The organism is Pseudothauera nasutitermitis, from assembly GCF_004801295.1.
Taxonomy (GTDB): Bacteria; Pseudomonadota; Gammaproteobacteria; order Burkholderiales; family Rhodocyclaceae; genus Pseudothauera; species Pseudothauera nasutitermitis.
Window position 1 is genome coordinate 458,862 of sequence record NZ_SSOC01000006.1, and the last position, 16,770, is coordinate 475,631.

Sequence of the window (16,770 nt, forward strand, 5' to 3'; positions counted from 1 at the left end):
CCCGTAGGAGCGGGGCCAGGCTGCTGCGATCCGACGCGCCTTAGAGCAGCTTGAGCTGGCGCGCGGCGTCGCGCAGTTCGGCGCGGAAGTCCGGGTGGGAGATGCCGATCAGCGCCTCGGCGCGCTGCCGGGCGGTCTTGCCGCGCAGCTGGGCCACGCCGTGTTCGGTGACCACGTAGTTGATGTCGTTCTTGCTGGTGGTGACGTGGGTGCCGGGCGACAGGGTGGGCACCACGCGGGAGATGGTGCCGCCCTTGGCGGTGGACGGCAGCACGATGAAGGCCTTGCCGTCCTTCGAACGGTTGGCCGCGCGCACGAAGTCCACCTGGCCGCCGGTGCCGGAATACGGCAGGTGGGCCAGGCTCTCGGAGCCGCACTGGCCGAGCAGGTCGATCTGCAGGGTGGCGTTGATGGCGCACAGCTTGTCGTTGCGCGAGGCCAGGTAAGGGTCGTTGGTGAAATCGACCGGATGCATCTCGAGCGTCGGGTTGCGGTGCATGAAACGGTACAGGCGGTTGGAGCCGAGCGCGAAGGTGGCGACGATCTTGCCGGGCATGAAGGTCTTGCGGCGGTTGGTGACCGCGCCGGATTCGACCAGCGAGAGGATGCCGTCGCCGATCATCTCGGTGTGGATGCCGAGGTCGCGCTTGTGCTTGAGCTGCATGACCACCGCGTCCGGGATGCCGCCGTAGCCGATCTGCAGGGTCGAGCCGTCGTCGATCATCTCGGCGACCTGGGCGCCGATGGCTTCCTGCACCGGGCCGATCTCCGGCAGGCCGACCTCGAAGAGCGGGTCCTGGCTTTCCACCAGCCCGCTGACGCGGGAGACGTGTACGTGGCAGTTGCCGTTGGCGAACGGCACGTTGGGGTTGACCTCCAGCAGCAGCACGCGCGCCTTCTCGATTGCCGCCATGGTGTAGTCGGGCGCCAGCGAGAGGGAGAAGTAGCCGTGCTCATCCATCGGCGAGGCCATGCTGACCACCACGTCGGCCGGGGTCAGGCCCCTGTCGATCAGCATCGGCAGTTCGGAGAAGTACGCGGGGATGAAATCCACCCAGCCCTCATGGCCGCCCGTCCGGTTCGCGCCGCTGAAGAAATAGGCGTCGTGGCGCACGTTGTCGCGGGTCTGCGGATCCAGATAGCCGTACTTGCGCAGCGGCAGGATCTGGCTCACGGCCACGCCGCGCAGGGTGTGGCGCCGTTCGGACAGCGCATGCAGCAGGGCCGGGGCTTCCCCCACGCCGGTCGGCACGACGATGGTGTCACCGTCGCGCACCAGCCCGATGGCATCGCTCGCGGACATGCGGCGTTCGGCGTACAGCGCTCGTGGATTCTGCATGGTGTTGTCTCCTCGGATGAATTGTTGAGCCATGGCATCCGGCTATTATCGCCCATACGGCTAGGTATGGAACCGGCAGGATCTCATCTGTCCGCTCGACCGTGCCGCGAGCGGAGTACACTTTTGCCGGAGACGCGGAGCGGGTGCTTCCGTGCCGTGCAGGAAAAACTCATCAAAGGCTTGCAGATCCGAATGACCGAAAACGACATGGAGCGCCATGGCGCCGCCGCCCGGCACGCGTATTCCCCCACCGAACGCGCGGCTGTGTATCGCGCCATCGCCGAACGCCGCGACATGCGCCATTTCCTGCCCGATCCGGTGGCGCCCGAAGCCTTGCATCGTCTGCTGTGGGCGGCCCACCATGCCCCCAGCGTGGGCTACATGCAGCCGTGGCGTTTCATCCGCATCACCACGCGCGCCCTGCGCGAGGCCATGCATGCGTTGGTGGAGGAGGAGCGCCTGGCCACCGCGCGGGCGCTCGGCGAGCGCGCCGAGGAGTTCATGCGCCTGAAGGTGGAAGGGGTGCTGGATGCCGGCGAGGTGCTGGTGGTGGCCCTGGCCGACGATCGCGAGCGCCACGTGTTCGGACGCCGTACCCTGCCGGAGATGGATCTGGCCTCGGTGGCCTGCGCCATCGAGAACATGTGGTTGGCGGCGCGGGCGGAAGGCCTGGGGCTGGGGTGGGTGTCGCTGTTCGATCCGCAGCGCCTGGCCGCACTGCTGGGCATGCCGGAAGGTGCGAAGCCGGTGGCCATCCTGTGCATCGGCCATGTGGAGGACTTCTATCCGCGTCCGATGCTGGAGATCGAGCAGTGGGCGGAGCGCATGCCGATCGACGAGGTGCTCGGCGAGAACCGCTGGCCCGGCAGGGCCTGAACGGACGCGCACTGCGCGTCCGCTCCAGGGGGGATCGTCCTAGGGTTTGGATGCGGTTGCGGGTTTGGCGGCCGCCTTGCGCGCGGCCGGCGCGCCGACGGTGACCTGATCGCCGATCTGTTCCAGCGTGCGCGTGCCGATGCCCGGTACCTTGGCGAGATCGGCGGTGCTGGCGAACGGACCATGCTGCTTGCGGTAGTCGAGGATGGCCTGGGCCTTCGCCGGGCCGATGCCCTTGACGCTCTCGAGCGTCGTGGCGTCGGCGGTATTGATGTCCACCGGCGTGGCGAGCACGGCGGCCGGGGCAAGCAGTGCGGCCAGGACGAGGGTACGCAGGAAACGCTTCATGGTTGACTCTCCTTGGTTGATGACATCCGTATTATGTTTATGGCATTGTGGCGCGTCAATTGAGCGAATGTCATATTTCGAAGGGCAAAGGGTGCTTGAAATATATAAGTTTTAGCTTATATACTGATGGAAACTTCCCGGAGAACCCGTCATGCTGCGTTTCGACATTCCCCCCGTGTGTTCCAACGCCTACCGCTTCCAGGCCACGATGACCTTCATCGTGAGCGCGATCTATCTGTTCACGCCCTACCAGTGGGCGGCCCTGATCATCGCGCTGGGCGGTCTGCTGCGCGGCTTCGTGTCGCCGCACAAATGCCTGTCCTACCGGCTGTTCGCCAGCCTCACCCGCAAGATGGGCAAGAGCAAGATGGTCAATGCCGGCTCGAAGATGTTCGCCGACAAGATCGCCGCGATCGCCGGCACGGCCATGGTGGTGAGCTGGCTGATGGGCGCCTCGTTCGGCGCCATCCCCGCCGTGGCCCTGCTGGTGTTTTCCTTCATCGACCTCAGTACCGGCTTCTGCGCGGCATGTTGGGTCTACGGCTGGTGGTACCGGGTGCGTCAGCCCGGGTGAGGGTTTGCACGGCTCCGTCCTCCGGAGCCGCATGGGGGTGGCGCACGCACCACCCCTTTCTTTTCAGCGCTTGCCGCTGTTCGAACGCGGGGAGAACAGCGCGGCGCGCGGCTGCTGCGGCGCGCGGCGGCCTGATTCCCCGCGCGGTTCGGCCGCATGGCCGCCGCCGTTGCCGCGTTTGCCGTTGCCATTGTTACCACTGCCATTGCCGCCACTGTTGCCACGGCCGCGCGGCGCGGCCGGACGGCCGCTGTCGGCGCCGTGGCGCGGGCGGGCGTGGTCGTGACGGCCGCGCGGCGCATGGCGGGGCGGGCGCTCGGGTTCTTCCTCGGGGTTGGCACTGGGCACGAAGCCTTCCGGCATGGGCGCGCGGTCAATGCGCCGCTTGATCAGGCGTTCGATGCCGGCCAGCAACTTCATCTCCTCGCCATCGACCAGCGACACGGCCGCGCCGCTGGCGCCCGCCCGGCCGGTGCGGCCGATGCGGTGCACGTAGTCTTCCGCCACGTTGGGCAGTTCGAAGTTGACCACCTGGGGCAGTTGGTCGATGTCCAGACCGCGCGCGGCGATGTCGGTGGCCACCAGCACCGGCAGCTTGCCGTCCTTGAAGTCGCCGAGCGCGCGGGTGCGCGCCGACTGGCTCTTGTTGCCGTGGATGGCGGCGGCCGGAATGCCGTGCTTGGTGAGGTATTCGGCCAGGCGGTTGGCGCCGTGCTTGGTGCGCGTGAACACCAGCACCTGCTCCCAGGACTGCGCGCGGATCAGCCAGGCGAGCAGTTCGCGTTTCTGCTTCTGCGCGATGGCATAGACCGATTGCTCGACCAGTTCGGAAGCGGTGTTGCGCCGTGCCACCTCGACGCAGCCGGGGTTGTGCAGCAGGCCGTTGGCCAATTCACGGATCTCGTCCGAGAAGGTGGCGGAGAACAGCAGGTTCTGGCGCTTCTTGGGCAGTAGCGCGAGCACCTTGCGGATGTCGCGGATGAAGCCCATGTCGAGCATGCGGTCGGCCTCGTCGAGCACCAGGATTTCCACACCGGAAAGGTCCAGGGTCTTCTGCGAAACGTGGTCGAGCAGACGGCCGGGCGTGGCGACCAGGATGTCGACGCGCTTCTTCAGCGCGGCGATCTGCGGATGGATGCCGACGCCGCCGAACATCACCATGGAGGTCAGCGGCAGGTGCTTGCCGTAGGTCTGCACCGATTCCTCGACCTGCGCGGCGAGTTCGCGCGTGGGGGTGAGGATCAGGCAGCGCGGGCGCCCGGTGGCGCGCGGATGGACCGGGTTGGCGGCCAGGAGGTGCAGCACCGGCAGGGTGAAGCCGGCGGTCTTGCCGGTGCCGGTCTGCGCGGCGGCGAGCAGGTCGCCGCCGGCGAGCACCAGCGGGATGGCCTGGGCCTGGATGGGCGTGGGCGTGTCGTAGCCGGTTTCGGCGATGGCGCGCAGCAGGGGTTCGGCCAGCCCGAGGCTGGCGAAAGCGGATTGGGTGTTCATGTAGGGAAAGGCTCCAGCGACGGCCTGTCGCACGCGGGCGACGCCAATCGAGGCTGGCGGGACAGGGGCCGGAGAGTCCGGCCACGGTGATCCGGGAGGTGCGCGCAGCGATTGGCGGCTGCGGCGAGCGGCGGATTGTACGGGAATCGCGCCGCGGCGGGGAAAAAACGCGGTGATCGGCTGGCGGGCGCGATAATGCGGGTTTTCGGCGCGGGGGCGGCATGAGCGAGGACGGACGGGGGAAGGTCGGCGCATGCGTGGCCGGCTGGCTGGCCGGGGCGCGCCGGGTGCCGTCGCCCAACCACGATGAACGCCCGGCGGACGCCGTGGTGCGTCTGCTGGTGGTGCATGCGATCAGCCTGCCGCCGGACGAGTTCGGCGGCCCCGGGGTGGAGCAGTTGTTCACCAACCGTCTGGATGCGGACGGGCATCCGTACTACCGGGAAATCCACGGGCTGCGCGTGTCCGCGCATTTCTTCGTGCGGCGTGACGGCGAACTGGTGCAGTTCGTGCCCGTTGGCGCGCGTGCCTGGCACGCGGGTGTGTCGTCCTGGCGGGGCTGCGAGCGCTGCAACGATTTTTCCGTGGGTATCGAACTGGAAGGCTGCGACCGTCTGCCCTTCGAGGAGGCGCAGTACCGCCGGCTCGCCGAGTTGATCGATGCGCTGCGCCGCGAACTGCCGATCGAGGATATCGTCGGCCATTCGGACATCGCGCCGGGGCGCAAGACCGACCCCGGTCCCTGCTTCGACTGGACGCATCTGCACGCACTGCTGGCGGAGCGCGCGGGGCGTGGTTGAGCGCGCGTGTGAGGGGCTTGTTTGACAAACTCCAACATAATCAATACCATCACGCGCTCTCTGCATTGCAGCAAATGTTGTTTCGTAGGTTTCCTGGCGCTGCGCCGGGCCGCCAGCAGGCGTAACCCGGTGGTTTTCGAAGGCGTCGAGCGTGTCGCAGCGAAGCGCGCGCCGAGGTCTCCGCGTTGGCCATGCCCCGGCCGCGCGGGTGCGGGAAACCTGGAGCCGAGCGGCTCCACCCCGATTGTTTGAAATCTTTCCGGCGCGGTCGGCCGGCGAGTTTCACGAGCAACCGAACACCCCCGCCGCCGGCCTGCCTGGCCGTGCCGGCAGAGGCTTCCCCCTCTTCGACCCCTTCCGCGCAGCGCGGGGCACAGGGGTGGGTGGCATGGGGTGTCCGGCGCCGACACGGAGGAACCGATGTACGCAAGGCGCTTTTCCGCGCTCGCCGGCAAGGCGGGCGGTATATTGATCCACGCCGCCCATGGCGGCCTGCTGCTCGCCGGTCTGGTGGCGCTCGCCGTGTTCGCGGCCAGTCTGCTGGAACAGGGGCCGCTGCGCTTCTTCGACGGCAGCCTGGCCGAGGCGCATGCGCAGGCCCCGTCGCGCTACGACTTCGGCACGGTCAGCAACGAACCCGAGCCGCCCGAGCTGTCCGAGGAGATGGAGCGCGTGCGCGACTACGTGGCGCGCCGCTATCGCGTCTCGCCGGTCGCCCTGGAGCCGGTGCTGCTGGCTGCCGAGGACAGCGCGCGCGCGGTGGGCATCGACCCGCTGCTGGTGGTCGCGGTGATCGCGGTGGAATCGAGCTTCAATCCGTTCGCCCAGAGCCATGTGGGCGCGCAGGGACTGATGCAGGTGATTCCGCGCTTCCACATGGACAAGATCGGCGACGAGGCAGGCGAGGATGCGCTGTTCGATCCCATGCTCAACGTGCGCGTGGGCACGCTGGTGATCGAGGAGGGCCTGCGCCGCTTCGGTTCGCTGCAGGCCGCGCTGCAGTATTACGGCGGCGCGCGCGACGATCCCACCGCGGCCTACTATCGTCGCGTGATGGCGATGAAGCAGCGCCTGGCCGGCGAGGCCGGCCGCGCGGCCACGGTGATTGCCGGCGCCTGAGGGCGCCGCGCCGTTTTCCTAGCCGAGCAGCGTGCGGATGCGCTCGCAGGCTTCCAGCAGACGCTCCCGCCGGTTGGTGTAGGCGATGCGCAGATGGCGGCGCGGCAGGTGGTCGCCGAAATCCAGGCCGGGCGTGGTGGCCACCCCGGCTTCCTCGATCAGGCGGCGGGCCAGCGCCTCGCTGTCGTCGGTCAGTCCGCTCACGTCCGCATACACGTAGAATGCGCCGCGCGGTTCGGTGGCGATGCCGAAGCCCAGTTCGCGCAGGGCGGGCACCAGCACGTCGCGGCGCAGGGCGAATTCGTCGCGGCGCGCTTCCAGCAGATCCAGCGTGGCCGGCCGGAAGGCCGCCAGCGCGGCGTGCTGGGCGGGCGTGGAGGGTGAGATGAACAGGTGCTGGGCGAGCTTCTCCACCTCGCGCGTCCAGCATTGCGGCACCACCAGCCAGCCCAGGCGCCAGCCGGTCATGCCGAAATATTTCGAGAAGCTGTTTACCACGAACAGGTCGTCGGCCGCCGCCAGCGCGGGTTGGGCAAGCACCGTGGAAGACGGCACGCCGTAGGTCAGCCCCTGGTAGATCTCGTCGACCAGCAGCAGACCGCCGCGCGCGTGGGTGACGGCGTGCAGCGCGGCCAGTTCGCCGGGCGCCAGCAGGGTGCCGGTGGGGTTGCTCGGCGTGGCCACCATCAGCCCGCGCGTGGCGGGCGACCAGGCTTCGCCGACCTGGGCGGCGGTGGGCTGGTAGCGCGTGGCCACATCCACCGGCAGGGCGCGCGCGCGCCCTTCCACGCTGCGCACCAGATGGCGGTTGGACGGATAGGTGGGATCGGGCAGCAGCCATTCCTCGCCGGGATCGGTGGACACCGCCAACGCGAGCATCAGCGCGCCGGAGGCGCCGGGCGTGACGACGATGCGCTCCGGCGCCACGTCGGCGCCGAAGCGTTCATGGTAGAAGCGCGCGATGGCCTCGCGCAGCGCCGGCAGGCCGAGCGCCGGGGTGTAATGCACGCCGCCCCCGGCGATGAAGCGGGTGGCTGCCTCGATCATCGGTGCGGGAGTGGGGAAATCCGGCTCGCCGATTTCCATGTGGATGATGTCGCGGCCCTGGGCTTCCAGCTCGCGCGCGCGGCGCAGCAGTTCCATGACGTGGAAGGGGGCGATGTCGGCCATGCGGCGGGCGGGGCGCGGGGGCATGATTCGTCCTCGGCGGGCTTAAAAGAAAGGGGCCCCCACGCTCACCGTTGCGCGGCTCGCTGCCCCCCGAGGGGGCGCTTTTTGCCTTGGGGTGGCCCGGCGGCAAAAAAGGCGCCGGCGTTTAGGCCGGCGCCCGTGGAGCGGGCCGGCCCGTGGGGCCGGCGGAAGGGTTCAGTGGTCGAGCGCCAGTTCGAACAGCTCGCGCTTCAGCACCAGTTGGCGCGGCAGGCGATCCTGCAGCTTGTCGAACCATTCCTTGTGCAGGGCCAGTTCCTTCTTCCAGGCTTCGGCATCGACCTGGGTGAGGGCTTCGAACTCTTCGCGGGTGACGTCGGCGCCGGTCCAGTCCAGATCCTCGAAGCGCGGCATCCAGCCCAGCGCGGTTTCCTTGGCGGAGACCTTGCCCTTGACGCGGTCGACGATCCACTTGAGCACGCGCATGTTTTCGCCGAAGCCCGGCCACATGAACTCACCCTTCTCGTTCATGCGGAACCAGTTCACGCAGAAGATCTTCGGGGTCTGCTCGACCACGTGGCCCATCTTCAGCCAGTGGTTGAAGTAGTCGCCCATGTGGTAGCCGCAGAACGGCAGCATGGCGAACGGGTCGCGGCGCACCACGCCCTGCGCGCCGAAGGCGGCGGCGGTGGTTTCCGAGCCCAGCGTGGCGGCCATGTACACGCCGAAGTTCCAGTTGAAGGCCTGGTACACCAGCGGCACGGTGGTGGCGCGGCGGCCGCCGAAGATGAAGGCGGAGATGGGCACGCCGGCCGGGTCTTCCCAGGCCGGGTCGATGGACGGGCACTGGCCGGCCGGCGCGGTGAAGCGCGAGTTGGGGTGGGCGGCCTTGCGTCCGGTCTCCTTGGCGATCTCCGGCGTCCAGTCCTTGCCCTGCCAGTCGATCAGGTGGGCGGGGGCTTCCTTGCTCATGCCTTCCCACCACACGTCGCCGTCGTCGGTGAGCGCGACGTTGGTGAAGATGATGTTTTCCTTCAGCGTCGCCATGGCATTGAAATTGGTCTTCTCGCTGGTGCCCGGGGCCACGCCGAAGAAGCCGGCTTCCGGGTTGATGGCGTAGAACTTGCCGTCCTTGCCCGGCTTGATCCAGGCGATGTCGTCGCCTACGGTGGTGATCTTCCAGCCGCCGAAGCTCTGCGGCGGGATCAGCATGGCGAAGTTGGTCTTGCCGCAGGCCGACGGGAAGGCGGCGGCCACGTAGGTCTTCTCGCCCTCGGGAGATTCCACGCCGAGGATCAGCATGTGCTCGGCCAGCCAGCCTTCGTCGCGCGCCATGGTGGAGGCGATGCGCAGCGCGAAGCACTTCTTGCCCAGCAGCGCGTTGCCGCCGTAGCCCGAGCCGTAGGACCAGATTTCACGGGTCTCGGGGAAGTGCACGATGTACTTGGTGGTGGGGTTGCACGGCCAGCGGCTGTCCTGTTCGCCGTGGGCGAGCGGGGCGCCGACGGAGTGTACGCAGGGCACGAATTCGCCGTCGCTGCCGAGCACTTCCAGTGCGCCCTTGCCCATGCGGGTCATGGTGCGCATGTTGGTCACCACGTAGGGGCTGTCGGAGATTTCGATGCCGATGTGCGCGATCGGGCTGCCCAGCGGACCCATGGAGAACGGCACCACGTACATGGTGCGGCCGTGCATGGCGCCCTTGAACAGGCCGTTCAGGGTCTCGCGCATGGTGGCCGGGTCTTCCCAGTTGTTGGTCGGGCCGGCGTCGGCCTGGTCCTGGGAGCAGATGAAGGTGCGGTCTTCCACGCGCGCGACGTCGGAAGGGTCGGAGAAGGCGAGGTAGGAGTTCTTGCGTTTCTCCGGGTTCAGCTTGATCAGCATGCCGGATGCGACCATCTCGGCGCACAGGCGGTCGTATTCTTCCTGCGAGCCGTCACACCACACCACGCGGTCGGGTTCGGTGAGCGTGGCGATCTCGGCGACCCACTTCTTGAGGCCTTCGTGACGGAGGTAATCGGGAGCGGCGGCCAGGGCGGCCTCGGCGAAGCGTTGAGTCATGGCGGATGGTTCTCCACAGGTTGCTGGTGCTGGACCGGTCTCCGTCGGTCGGGCGGCACTGCGTGCGGCCGGCGGTCTGCCGGACGGTCTCCTTTTCGTCCGGCGTCGCCACTGCGGAAATCACTAGGGTAAACAGCAGTCGGCGAAAGCCTAATATTATGCCATGTCCCGGAAGGCGGCGGAAAGGCCGCTACCCGGTGGCTTCCTGCCCACCCACACGCTCAGAACGGATCGAACATGGATGAACTGATACGCGCCGCCGCCCTCGATTACCACCGCAATCCGCGCCCCGGCAAGATTTCGGTGATGCCCACCAAGGTGCTCACCAACCAGCGCGACCTGTCGCTGGCGTACTCTCCCGGCGTGGCGGCGGCCTGCGACGCCATCGTCGAGGATCCCGGCCAGGCGGCCGAACTCACCGCGCGTTCCAACCTGATCGGCGTGGTGACCAACGGTACCGCGGTGCTCGGCCTGGGGAACATCGGCCCGCTGGCGGCCAAGCCGGTGATGGAAGGCAAGGGCGTGCTGTTCAAGAAGTTCGCCGGCATCGACGTGTTCGATCTGGAGATCAACGAGCCGGACGCCGACAAGCTGGTGGACATGATCGCCGCGCTGGAGCCCACCTTCGGCGGCATCAACCTGGAGGACATCAAGGCGCCGGAGTGCTTCTACATCGAGTCGAAGCTGCGCGAGCGCATGAAGATTCCGGTGTTCCACGACGACCAGCACGGCACCGCCATCGTGGTCGGCGCGGCGGTGCTCAACGGACTGCAGCTGCAGGGCAAGGATCTCAAGCAGGTCAAGGTGGTCACCTCCGGCGCCGGCGCGGCCGCGCTGGCTTGCCTGGGCCTGCTGGTGAAGTTGGGCGTACCGGTCGAGAACATCTGGGTGACCGACATCGAAGGCGTGGTCTATGAAGGCCGTACCACGCTGATGGATCCGATCAAGGCGCGCTACGCCAAGAAGACCGAGGCGCGCAGGCTGACCGAGATCATCGAGGGCGCGGACGTGTTCCTCGGGCTGTCGGCCGGCGGCGTGCTGAAGGGCGAGATGGTGGCGAAGATGGCCGCCAGGCCGCTGATTCTGGCGCTGGCCAACCCGACTCCGGAAATCCTCCCGGAAGAAGTCAAGGCGGTGCGCGACGACGCCATCATCGCCACCGGGCGTTCGGACTATCCGAACCAGGTCAACAACGTGCTGTGCTTCCCGTTCATCTTCCGCGGCGCGCTGGACGTGGGCGCCACCACGATCACCGACGAGATGCAGCTCGCCGCCGTGCGCGCCATCGCCGACCTGGCGCGCGTGGAGCAGAGCGACATCGTCGCCGCCGCGTACGGCGAGAAGGTGGGCGGCTTCGGCCCCGAATACATCATTCCGCGCCCCTTCGACCCGCGCCTGATCGTCAAGATCGCCCCGGCGGTGGCCGAGGCCGGCGTGAGCTCCGGCGTGGCCACGCGGCCGATCACCGACTGGGACGCCTACCGCGCGCAACTGAACAACTTCGTCTGGCATTCCGGCCTGATCATGAAGCCGGTGTTCGCCGCCGCGCGCAAGAATCCGAAACGCATCATTTTCGCCGAGGGCGAGGCGGAGAAGGTGCTGCGCGCGGTACAGCAGGTGGTCGACGAAGGCCTGGCCCGCCCCATCCTGATCGGCCGCCCCGATGTGGTGAAGCACAACATCGAGCGCTTCGGCCTGCGCATGTGCGTCGATCGCGACTACGAACTGGTCAATCAGGATTCCGATCCGCGCTACAACGAACTGTGGAAGCATTATCATGAGTTGATGGAGCGCAGCGGCGTGTCGGTCGAATACGCCAAGAAGGAAGTGCGCCGCCGCACCACGCTGATCGGCACCCTGCTGCTCAAGTTCGGCTACGGCGACGGACTGATCTGCGGCACGCAAGGCATCCACCGCCTGCACCGCGAATTCGTGGAAACCGTGCTGGGCCGCCGCGAGGGGGTCAAGCATCTGTATACGGTGAACCTGCTCAACGTGCCGGGCCGCACGCTGTTCCTCGCCGACACCTACGTGAATTACGACCCCACGCCCGAGCAGGTGGTGGAGATGACCCTGCTGGCCGCCGAGGAGATGCAGCGTTTCGGCGTGGAGCCGCGCGTTGCGCTGCTGTCGCATTCGTCCTTCGGTTCCGCTGATTCGCCGACCGCCGAGAAGATGCGCGTCGCGCTGCGCCTGCTGCACGAGCGCCATCCGGAACTGCAGGTGGAAGGCGAGATGCACGGCGACTCGGCGCTCGACGCCAAGCTGCGCCTGCAGATCTTCCCCAACGCCACCATGCGCGAGGATGCCAACCTGCTGATCTTCCCGACCCTGGACGCGGCCAACATCTCCTTCAATCTGCTGAAGAACGCGGCGGGCGAGGGCATGACCATCGGCCCCATCCTGCTCGGCGCGGCCAAGCCGGTGCACATCCTCACCCCGTCGACCACCGTGCGGCGCATCATCAACATGACCGCGCTGACCGTCGTCGAGGCCGCCCAGGAGGACTGAGCGGCCGGCCGGCGGCGGGCGTTCCCAGCCCGCCGCCGGCATCGTAGGATGCGGCATCACACGGAGGGGAGGCGGGCATGGGCCAGCAGACGGAGCGCGCGGCGCTGGTGCTGACCGGGGGCGGTGCGCGCGCGGCCTACCAGGTCGGCGTGCTGGCGGCCATCCGCGAACTGCGCGGAGGGCAGGCCACCGGCAATCCCTTCCCGATCCTGTGCGGCACCTCGGCCGGCGGCATCAACGCCGCCGCGCTGGCGGTGTATGCCGACGACTTCAACGCGGCGGTGCGCCGGCTCACCCGGATCTGGCGCAACTTCCACGTCGAGCGCGTCTATCGCACCGACCCGGCGGCGCTGTTCGGCACCGGGCTGCGCTGGGGCGGTGCGCTGACCCTGGGCTGGGCGATCCGCCAGACGCCGCGTTCGCTGCTCGACAACAGCCCGCTGCGGGCCCTGCTCGAACGCGTGCTGGATTTCTCCAGGATCGGCCGGGCCATCGATGCCGGCCATCTGTACGCCGTGTCGGTGACCGCCTCCGGCTATACCTCGGGGGAAAGCCTGGCCTTCTTCGAGGCCGTGCCGGAAGTCCAGCCCTGGCGGCGGGCGCAGCGCGTGGGCGTGCGCGAGCGGCTCGGCGTGGATCATCTGCTGGCCACCAGCGCGCTGCCCTTCGTGTTTCCCGCCGTGCGCATCCACCGCGAGTACTTCGGCGACGGTTCGATGCGCCAGCTCTCGCCGATCAGCCCGGCCATCCACCTGGGCGCCGAGCGCATCCTGGTGGTCGGTGCCGGACGGCTGGCCGAGGAGGGGCGCCAGCGTACCGACAACTATCCGTCGCTCGCGCAGATCGCCGGGCATGCGCTGTCGAGCATCTTCCTGGACGGGCTGGCGGTCGACCTGGAGCGCCTCGCGCGCATCAACGCCACGGTGGGCGCGCTCAGCCCGGCGCAGCGCGCCGCCGCCGGCATCGCCCTGCGGCCCATCGAAACGCTGGTGATCTCGCCTTCGCGCCGGCTCGACACCATCGCCGGGCATCATCGCGGCAGTCTGCCGCGCCTGCTGCGCACGCTGCTGCGCGGCGTCGGCGCGATGCGCCGCGATGGCTCCACGCTGCTTTCCTATCTGCTCTTCGAACCGGGCTTCACCCGGGCATTGATCGAGCTGGGTTATGCGGACACGCTGGCGCGGCGCGGCGAAGTGTCTGATTTTCTGCGCCTATGAGCACTTCCGGGGGAATGGGCGGGGGATTCCGTGCGGATAAGCGGGCCGCGCGCACGCGGGTCTTTTGCGAAGTGTTTCGTGAACCAACTTCAAAAAAGCTTGATATCTGTCTATTTTCATTGAAAATAACGAAAAACACCTTCCGCCCGGGTCCGCCATGATGTTTCGAACCGTTGCCGCCGTTCTCGGCTTCGCGCTGCTGCAGTTGCCTGGCGCCCCCCAGGCCCTGGCCGGGCAGAGCATCAAGACCTCCATCCGCCAGGCCCCGCTGCCCAGCGCCACCGCCAGCGATCTGCGCCTGGGTTCCAGCGCCTTCGCCATCGCCCATCAGGAAACCGGCGAGATCCTCGTCGAGCGCCGGGGCGAGGTGGTGCTGCCGATTGCTTCGATCACCAAGCTGATGACCGCCATGGTGGTGCTCGACGCCGGGCAGAGCCTGTCGGAGACGCTCACCGTCACCCGCGCCGACATCGATACGCTCAAGGGCACCGGTTCGCGCCTGCCCATCGGCGCGCGCATGACCCGCGAGCAGATGCTGCTGCTCGCGCTGATGTCCTCGGAGAACCGCGCGGCCTCCGCGCTGGCCCGCCACTATCCGGGCGGCGAGAAGGCCTTCGTCGCGGCGATGAACGTCAAGGCGCGTCTGATTGGCCTGGACGCCACGCGCTTCTACGACAGCACCGGGCTGGACCCGCGCAATGTCTCCAACCCGCGCGATCTGGTGCGCATGGTGTCGGCGGCGTCCGCCTATCCGCTGATCCGCGAGTTTTCCACTTCCGACGACCGTCAGGTGCGCATCGGCAAATCCACGCTGCAGTACCGCAACAGCAACAGCCTGGTGCGCAGTCCGGAATGGCAGATCGGCCTGTCCAAGACCGGTTTCATCCGCGAGGCCGGGCGTTGCCTGGTGATGCAGACCTGGCTGAAGGGCGAGCCGGTGATCATCGTGCTGATGAACGCCAACGACCGCTCCACGCGCAGCACCGACGCGGTACGCGTCAAGCAGTGGCTGGAAACCGGCGGCCTGTCGCGGGTCGCCCTGTCCGCCGGGCGCCGCGACGGCTGAGCGGGACGCGCGCGGGCGCTGCGTTCAGCGCCGCACGTAGCCCATCGCGCGGGAAATCTCGTCGGCGGTTTCGCGGATCAGCGGCGCCCAGTCCGGATTGAAACGCTCCGAAGGCGTGGACAGCGACAGGCCGGCGATCAGTTCGCCAGTGTCGTCGCGAATGCCTGCCGCGATGCAGCGCACCCCGTTCTCGATTTCTTCCAGGTCGTAGGCCACGCCATGGCGGCGCACCTTGTCCAGTTCCTTTTCCAGCACCGGCAGTGCGGTGATGGATGCCGCCGTGGAGGCCGGCAGGCCGGTGCGCCGCGCATAGTCGCGGGTCCGCTCGCTACCGTCCTCCACCAGGAACAGCTTGCCGGTGGCGGTGGTGTGCAGCGGCGCGCGCGCGCCGACGATGTGCACCACGCGCACCGCCGAGCGCCCGCTGGAGGTGCGCTCCACATAGACGATCTCGTCGCCGGCGCGGATGCCCAGGTTGACGCTTTCGCCGGTGGCTGCGTGCAGTTTCAGCATGAACGGCATGGCCGTCTCGCGTAGCGAGATGCGCGACTTCACCAGGCTGCCCAGCTCCAGCAGGCGGATGCCCAGGCGATACACGCCCGGTTCGGTACGCTCGACGAAGCCGCTCTGCGTCATCGCGCCGAGAATGCGGTGGGCGGTGGACGGATGCAGGCCGGTGTCCAGCGCGAGCTGCTTGAGCGCCACCGGGTCGGGGTGGCGGGCAAGCGCGTCGAGCAGCTTCATCATGCGCTCGATGACCTGGATCGGATTCTTCGCCTCGGCGCCGGCGGCCGGGCTGGCTGGGGTTTTCGGGGGCACTTCGAACCTGTGGGGATTGTGTAACCCGCGCATGGTAGCCGGCGGCGTTGATTTCGCCTAGTGAAATGCGATGACGCTTGCTGCGCAAGCGCAAAGCGGTAATCTGCAATGGCCTGCCATCCACCGTATGCTGAACGCCTGAAGAGGTTTTGCGATGACGACCACACCCACCATTGCCTGCCTGGAACGCGATTCGATCGATGCGCCTTTCCGCGCGCCCGCCACGGCCCATCGCTGGGTCGAGTATCCGCACAGCGCGCCGGACGAAGTGGTCGCCCGCCTGCAGGGCGCCGACATCGCCATCGTCAACAAGCTGCGCCTGGGTGCCGCGCAGATCGCCGCACTGCCCGCGCTGCGCATGGTCGCGGTGTCGGCCACCGGCGCGGACAACGTCGACCTGGCCGCCTGCAGCGCGCAAGGCATCGTGGTCTCCAACGTGCGCGGCTACGCCGTGGATACCGTGCCCGAGCACGCCATGACGCTGATCCTCGCGTTGCGCCGCAGGCTGCTCGACTACGTGGCCGACGTGCGTGCCGGGCGCTGGGAGCGCAGCGAGAACTTCTGCTTCTTCGACCATCCCATCGCCGATCTGGCCGGTTCCACACTGGGCGTGGTCGGCTACGGTGACCTGGGGCGCGGTGTGGCCCGCCTGTGCGAAGCCTTCGGCATGCGCGTGCTGCGCGCCGAGCAGCGCGGCGCCGCGCAGGTGCGCGAGGGCTACACGGCCTTCGAGCAGGTGCTGGCGGAAGCCGACGTGCTGTCGCTGAACTGCCCGCTCAACGCCAGTACCCGGGGGCTGATCGGCGCGGCCGAACTGGCGCGCATGAAGCCTTCCGCGATCCTGGTGAATACCTCGCGCGGCGGGCTGGTGGATGAAGCCGCGCTGGCCGCCGCGCTGCGCGTCGGCCGGATCGCCGGCGCGGCCACCGACGTGCTGAGCAGCGAGCCGCCGCGCGAGGGCAATGCGCTGCTCGTGCCCGACATCCCCAACCTCATCGTCACCCCGCACGTGGCCTGGGCCTCGGCGCAGGCCATGCAGCGCCTGGCGGACCAGGTGATCGACAACATCGACGCCTTCCTCGCCGGCGCGCCGCGCAACCGGCTGGCCTGAACGCCGGGGCGCCTGTCGCGGCGCAGCCGGATCGGGGATAATGCGCGCTTGCGCCCGGCATCCGCCGGGCATCTCCAGGTATCCCCGCCTTGAACACCGTACGCAGAAGACCTCCCGAACCGGCGCCGACGCGCATTGCCGGCACCCTCAAGGCACGCCCGAAGGCACCGGCCGAGGAAGAAGCGCCGCGCGGGACGCCCGCCGCACAGGACGCCGGGCGTCCCGCGCGGCGGACGGAATCGCCGGCAGGGGCGCGCAAGCCCACGGCTTCCACGCCGGCGAAGGCGGA

General features: G+C 68.3%; 14 protein-coding genes and 1 pseudogene. 9 read left to right on the plus strand and 6 right to left on the minus strand.

Translation table 11 applies throughout. From position 1 onward, the window contains the following. Positions 1-40: 40 nt before the first annotated feature. Entirely contained in the window at positions 41-1,339 is a 1,299-nt protein-coding gene (locus E6C76_RS18150) for an acetyl-CoA hydrolase/transferase family protein (protein ID WP_136349643.1), read from the minus strand. A gap of 192 nt (positions 1,340-1,531) precedes the next feature. Here E6C76_RS18150 and bluB point away from each other — a divergent pair, with 192 nt between their 5' ends. Beyond that, entirely contained in the window at positions 1,532-2,215 is a 684-nt protein-coding gene (gene bluB, locus E6C76_RS18155) for a 5,6-dimethylbenzimidazole synthase (protein WP_230976315.1), read from the plus strand. A 39-nt stretch (positions 2,216-2,254) separates the two neighbouring features. Here the strand turns inward: bluB and E6C76_RS18160 are convergent, their stop codons facing one another. After that, complete coding sequence (locus tag E6C76_RS18160) at positions 2,255-2,563, minus strand: ComEA family DNA-binding protein (protein WP_136349644.1); 309 nt, start codon at positions 2,561-2,563, stop codon at positions 2,255-2,257. Between the two features lie 151 nt (positions 2,564-2,714). Here E6C76_RS18160 and E6C76_RS18165 point away from each other — a divergent pair, with 151 nt between their 5' ends. Next, complete coding sequence (locus tag E6C76_RS18165) at positions 2,715-3,137, plus strand: DUF4395 domain-containing protein (protein WP_136349645.1); 423 nt, start codon at positions 2,715-2,717, stop codon at positions 3,135-3,137. Between the two features lie 63 nt (positions 3,138-3,200). On the opposite strand, the gene E6C76_RS18170 is transcribed toward E6C76_RS18165, so the two are convergent. Then, positions 3,201-4,628: a DEAD/DEAH box helicase gene (locus tag E6C76_RS18170; RefSeq protein WP_136349646.1), complete on the minus strand. Its 1,428-nt coding sequence runs from the start codon at positions 4,626-4,628 to the stop codon at positions 3,201-3,203. A 221-nt stretch (positions 4,629-4,849) separates the two neighbouring features. Between E6C76_RS18170 and ampD the strand changes: the two genes are divergently transcribed. Together ampD and E6C76_RS18180 are read left to right on the plus strand one after the other, a co-directional pair. Beyond that, positions 4,850-5,428 (plus strand): 1,6-anhydro-N-acetylmuramyl-L-alanine amidase AmpD, encoded by a 579-nt coding sequence (ampD, locus tag E6C76_RS18175; protein WP_136349647.1) that lies wholly within the window; start codon positions 4,850-4,852, stop codon positions 5,426-5,428. 420 nt (positions 5,429-5,848) lie between these two features. Continuing rightward, entirely contained in the window at positions 5,849-6,547 is a 699-nt protein-coding gene (locus tag E6C76_RS18180; protein ID WP_136349648.1) for a transglycosylase SLT domain-containing protein, read from the plus strand. An 18-nt stretch (positions 6,548-6,565) separates the two neighbouring features. Here E6C76_RS18180 and E6C76_RS18185 read toward each other — a convergent pair whose 3' ends face one another. Then, on the minus strand, positions 6,566-7,741 hold the full coding sequence (locus E6C76_RS18185; protein ID WP_136349649.1) for a pyridoxal phosphate-dependent aminotransferase: 1,176 nt from the start codon (positions 7,739-7,741) through the stop codon (positions 6,566-6,568). 171 nt (positions 7,742-7,912) lie between these two features. Next, complete coding sequence (locus tag E6C76_RS18190) at positions 7,913-9,757, minus strand: phosphoenolpyruvate carboxykinase (GTP) (RefSeq protein ID WP_136349650.1); 1,845 nt, start codon at positions 9,755-9,757, stop codon at positions 7,913-7,915. A 237-nt stretch (positions 9,758-9,994) separates the two neighbouring features. Here E6C76_RS18190 and E6C76_RS18195 point away from each other — a divergent pair, with 237 nt between their 5' ends. The 3 genes from E6C76_RS18195 to E6C76_RS18205 all read left to right on the plus strand — a co-directional run bounded on the left by E6C76_RS18195 (position 9,995) and on the right by E6C76_RS18205 (position 14,551). Continuing rightward, positions 9,995-12,268, plus strand: a complete 2,274-nt coding sequence (locus E6C76_RS18195) for an NADP-dependent malic enzyme (RefSeq protein WP_136349651.1) — start codon at positions 9,995-9,997, stop codon at positions 12,266-12,268. Between the two features lie 77 nt (positions 12,269-12,345). Further along, positions 12,346-13,485 (plus strand): patatin-like phospholipase family protein, encoded by a 1,140-nt coding sequence (locus E6C76_RS18200; protein WP_136349652.1) that lies wholly within the window; start codon positions 12,346-12,348, stop codon positions 13,483-13,485. A gap of 157 nt (positions 13,486-13,642) precedes the next feature. Beyond that, positions 13,643-14,551 (plus strand): serine hydrolase, encoded by a 909-nt coding sequence (locus E6C76_RS18205; protein WP_211090273.1) that lies wholly within the window; start codon positions 13,643-13,645, stop codon positions 14,549-14,551. 24 nt (positions 14,552-14,575) lie between these two features. Here E6C76_RS18205 and E6C76_RS18210 read toward each other — a convergent pair whose 3' ends face one another. Beyond that, positions 14,576-15,298: an IclR family transcriptional regulator gene (locus tag E6C76_RS18210; RefSeq protein ID WP_230976319.1), complete on the minus strand. Its 723-nt coding sequence runs from the start codon at positions 15,296-15,298 to the stop codon at positions 14,576-14,578. Positions 15,299-15,524: 226 nt separating this feature from the next. Between E6C76_RS18210 and E6C76_RS18215 the strand changes: the two genes are divergently transcribed. Then, positions 15,525-16,481 carry a D-2-hydroxyacid dehydrogenase gene (locus tag E6C76_RS18215; protein WP_136349654.1) on the plus strand — a complete coding sequence of 319 codons (957 nt, stop codon included), beginning with the start codon at positions 15,525-15,527 and terminating at the stop codon, positions 16,479-16,481. 89 nt (positions 16,482-16,570) lie between these two features. After that, positions 16,571-16,770, plus strand: a pseudogene (locus E6C76_RS22315) (hypothetical protein); the annotation flags it as partial.

Bases quoted from the DNA above. Each gene is read 5' to 3' on its own strand.
- E6C76_RS18165 (WP_136349645.1), top strand. From the start codon at position 2,715: ATGCTGCGTTTCGACATTCCCCCCGTGTGTTCCAACGCCTACCGCTTC.
- E6C76_RS18185 (WP_136349649.1), bottom strand. From the start codon at position 7,741: ATGCCCCCGCGCCCCGCCCGCCGCATGGCCGACATCGCCCCCTTCCAC.
- bluB (WP_230976315.1), top strand. From the start codon at position 1,532: ATGACCGAAAACGACATGGAGCGCCATGGCGCCGCCGCCCGGCACGCG.
- E6C76_RS18200 (WP_136349652.1), top strand. From the start codon at position 12,346: ATGGGCCAGCAGACGGAGCGCGCGGCGCTGGTGCTGACCGGGGGCGGT.
- ampD (WP_136349647.1), top strand. From the start codon at position 4,850: ATGAGCGAGGACGGACGGGGGAAGGTCGGCGCATGCGTGGCCGGCTGG.
- E6C76_RS18210 (WP_230976319.1), bottom strand. From the start codon at position 15,298: ATGATGAAGCTGCTCGACGCGCTTGCCCGCCACCCCGACCCGGTGGCG.
- E6C76_RS18160 (WP_136349644.1), bottom strand. From the start codon at position 2,563: ATGAAGCGTTTCCTGCGTACCCTCGTCCTGGCCGCACTGCTTGCCCCG.
- E6C76_RS18205 (WP_211090273.1), top strand. From the start codon at position 13,643: ATGATGTTTCGAACCGTTGCCGCCGTTCTCGGCTTCGCGCTGCTGCAG.
- E6C76_RS18170 (WP_136349646.1), bottom strand. From the start codon at position 4,628: ATGAACACCCAATCCGCTTTCGCCAGCCTCGGGCTGGCCGAACCCCTG.
- E6C76_RS18195 (WP_136349651.1), top strand. From the start codon at position 9,995: ATGGATGAACTGATACGCGCCGCCGCCCTCGATTACCACCGCAATCCG.
- E6C76_RS18215 (WP_136349654.1), top strand. From the start codon at position 15,525: ATGACGACCACACCCACCATTGCCTGCCTGGAACGCGATTCGATCGAT.
- E6C76_RS18150 (WP_136349643.1), bottom strand. From the start codon at position 1,339: ATGCAGAATCCACGAGCGCTGTACGCCGAACGCCGCATGTCCGCGAGC.
- E6C76_RS18180 (WP_136349648.1), top strand. From the start codon at position 5,849: ATGTACGCAAGGCGCTTTTCCGCGCTCGCCGGCAAGGCGGGCGGTATA.
- E6C76_RS18190 (WP_136349650.1), bottom strand. From the start codon at position 9,757: ATGACTCAACGCTTCGCCGAGGCCGCCCTGGCCGCCGCTCCCGATTAC.